The organism is Kribbella sp., from assembly GCF_035687465.1.
In the GTDB taxonomy this organism is placed as follows: domain Bacteria; phylum Actinomycetota; class Actinomycetes; order Propionibacteriales; family Kribbellaceae; genus Kribbella.
In genome coordinates this window covers 1-2,981 of record NZ_DASRXP010000668.1, presented here as the reverse complement: position 1 = coordinate 2,981, position 2,981 = coordinate 1, and the positions used below count along the sequence as shown (strand labels likewise).

At 68.3% G+C, this 2,981-nt stretch carries 4 protein-coding genes; all 4 read left to right on the top strand.

Annotated features, from left to right (window positions below):
* The first annotated feature begins 188 nt into the window (after nt 1-188).
* Nucleotides 189-911: a hypothetical protein gene (locus VFG33_RS35750; RefSeq protein ID WP_325057454.1), complete on the top strand. Its 723-nt coding sequence runs from the start codon at nt 189-191 to the stop codon at nt 909-911.
* Between the two features lie 4 nt (nt 912-915).
* The gene (locus VFG33_RS35745; protein ID WP_325057453.1) at nt 916-1,626 is read left to right on the top strand and encodes a sortase domain-containing protein; all 711 of its coding nucleotides are present in this window, start codon (nt 916-918) and stop codon (nt 1,624-1,626) included.
* Nucleotides 1,623-2,600: a hypothetical protein gene (locus VFG33_RS35740; protein WP_325057452.1), complete on the top strand. Its 978-nt coding sequence runs from the start codon at nt 1,623-1,625 to the stop codon at nt 2,598-2,600. The genes VFG33_RS35745 and VFG33_RS35740 overlap by 4 nt, the downstream gene beginning before the upstream one ends.
* Before the next feature lie 14 nt (nt 2,601-2,614).
* Nucleotides 2,615-2,981: hypothetical protein (locus VFG33_RS35735; RefSeq protein WP_325057451.1), on the top strand; the 367-nt coding region annotated here is incomplete at its 3' end.

The window sequence follows — 2,981 nt, the reverse complement described above, 5'->3', positions numbered from 1 at the left end:
GGAGACCGAGACGGAGACCGAAACCGTCGAGGAACCCGACGACGGCGGACTGGTCGGCGACCTGCTCGGCCCCTGATTACACCGATCGGGTGACAACCTTCAGGACGCTTTGTGCGTCACCTGTTCGGTGGCCGGTCGTTGGACCGGTCGCACGGTGTTCCTGATCCCCCAGCACAGAGGAAGCTCTCATGCCGCGTCCTACCCGCAAGAACACCCTGGCCACCCTCGCCGCCCTGCCGGCGGCCGGCGCTCTCGCGCTCGCGGTGCTGACCCCGGGTGTGGCCCAGGCAGCCACCGGCTATCACGCCGGCACGGCGAACATCACCGTCGAGGGCGAGACGATCAACGCCTGCCCGTACTTCAGCGTCTCGGCCATCACCGATGCGATCAACGACCGGGCCTCCACCGTGGTGGTCACCAACACCGATGTGACCGACGCTCTGGGCACGGGAGATCTGGGCGCTTTCCAGCGGTCCAACTGCCGACGCTCCGACGATGACAACGACAACCGCGACCGGCGCCGGGGAACCTCCGGCACCACCGTGATCGACTGCGACAACGACGATGATCAGGTGCGGGTGCTCGACACCCGCTACCGCGACTCCCGCGACCGGTACAACCAGTTCTACGACGACCGCTTCCGGGGCGACAACTCGCTGCTGAACCTCTCGGTCCTTCGCGGGCTCTACAACGACTACCTGCGCGAAGAGCGCACCTACCGGGACCGGGCCAACACCCGGCGTGAACGAATCGTGGTCGACTGCGGTGACAAGAACAGCTCCTCGGCCGCACCGGCACCGACGACGGTCAACAACTACCAGGTGGTTCAGGCTCCGCCGGCCGGCGGCACGGCCTCTGGTGGGGTCACCTACCGGGCGCCGCGTGGTGGAGCCGAGACCGGCCAGGGCTAAGGCCATGCGCAAGCCACTGATGATCTTCCTGACGGTGGCCCTGATCGTCTGCGGCGTCGGCCTCGTCGCGGTCGCGGCTCGACCAGATTCCAGTTCGGGGCTGGGTCTGGTCGAGCCAACCGCGCCCGGGGAACCCGACGCCGCCTGGCCGACCGGGCTGAAGATCACGCGGGGGACGCAGACCGTGCTGGAGGCCAGCGACAAGAACTGGCTGGCGCTCGGGCTGACCGACGCCAAGCACGCCACGAAGATCCAGCCCGAGGGGTCGATCCAGATCCCGCCGGTCACCTCCCCGGACCAGCTCGGCTGGTACTGCCTGGGCCGCGCGGCCGCCAACCCGACGGCCTCAACGCCTCGCTCGGGGCAGAACTGCCAGACCCCGGTACCCGGGACCCCCGGCGCGGCCGTCGTACTCGGGCACGTCAACGGCGGCGGCAAGCCAGGGGTCTTCGCGGCGCTGCACACGGTGAAGAAGGGCGACTCGATCCAGGTCGAGCGCTCCGACGGCCGCAGTGCCTGGTTCACCGTGTCCCGAACGACCGGACCGGCCGGCGTCTCCAAGGACAATTTCCCGACCCAGGCTGTCTACGGAGCCACCGACGACGCCGAGCTGCGGCTGATCACCTGCGGTGGCCGCCTCGACAAGGCCACCCACCGGTACCTCGACCAGATCATCGTCTGGGCCACCCTCGACCACACCAGGACGGCATCGTGACCTATGGACTCGGCCCTTCGGTGGGCTCCTACCAGCTCGGTCGGAAGAGCCCGGACCGGACCCGACCCAACGTGCTGCTCAAGCGGGTGCGTGGCGCGACGCTGAGCCCGCCGGCCGCCACGGATTGGGGCACCTCGGCGATGAACACGATGGCGATGAACGACCAGCTCGGCTGCTGCACCATCTCCGACAAGGTGCACGTGGTGACCAGCCAGCAGTACTTCGGGCAGGGCCGGACCGTGGTCATCCCCGACACCGAGGTGCTCAAGGCCTACCGGGCGGTCTCCGGCTACGTCCCGGGTAAGCCCCGCACCGACGTCGGGGCCACGCTGCAGGACGCCTTCGACTACGCCCGCAAGGTCGGGTTCTCCGACGGCTCGGTGACCCACCGGATCGAGGCCTTCGCCCAGATCGACGCGATCAGCAACCGGGGCGCCATCGACCACGACCTGATCAAGACCTGCATCGACTCGTTCGGGCACGTCGCGGTCGGGATGGTCTTCCCCGACTTCGCCATGGACCAGTTCGGCAACAACCAGGTGTGGGACTGGTCCTCCCGGGTGCGCTACCGCGAAGAGGGTGGCCATGACATCCCCCTGGTCGGCTACGGCGGCACCGGAGCGGGCGCCTACTACGACTGCTGGACCTGGGGCCGTCGCCAGCGGATCACCGTCCCGTTCTTCGAGCGGTTCTTCGAGGAGTTCTGGACCAGTGGCGAGAAGGACTGGCAGCGCCTAGACGGCTCGGTACCCAACGGGATCGACGGTCAGGCCGCGCAGGTCGAGTTCGAGCGGCTCATCGGCGAGGGCCCCGGCTGGGACGGCGCTCCGCCGGCCCCCGATCCGGACCCGGTTCCTGAGCCCGTGCCCGGCCCTGATGGCCCGGAGCCTCCCCCGATAGATGACCAGCTGGTGGAGGCGTTCGAGAGCTTCAGCGGCGTGTTCAGCGCCTGGCGCGGCGTGCACGGCAAGTAACCAAGGGGACTTCGATGGGAGAAGCGATCATGGCCCGTGAGTGGGACACCTTCGAGCTGCTGCTGCGCCTCGGTCACGCGGCTCGGAAGCTGATCGAGGAGACCGTCGAGGAAGAGGTGGAGAAAGAGGTCGAGCGCCGTGTGGAGCGCTACGTCCGCCGCTATGTACTTCCCTTGATCGCTGGGATTCAGGGGCAACTCACAACCTTAGGAGTGCACGTGTCTGATCTGACCGATGCCGTGGCGGATATGCAGGGTGCCGTGGGCGAGACCGTGACCAAGCTGGACCAGCTGGCCGACCAGGTGGAAGCCCTGGAGACCGGTGCCGGCGAGGCCAACCAGGCCGCCGCTGACATCCGGGGTGTGGCGACGGCGCTGCGCA

Excerpts from the sequence above, each read along its gene's own strand:
- VFG33_RS35750 (WP_325057454.1), top strand. The coding sequence starts at position 189 with ATGCCGCGTCCTACCCGCAAGAACACCCTGGCCACCCTCGCCGCCCTG.
- VFG33_RS35745 (WP_325057453.1), top strand. The coding sequence starts at position 916 with ATGCGCAAGCCACTGATGATCTTCCTGACGGTGGCCCTGATCGTCTGC.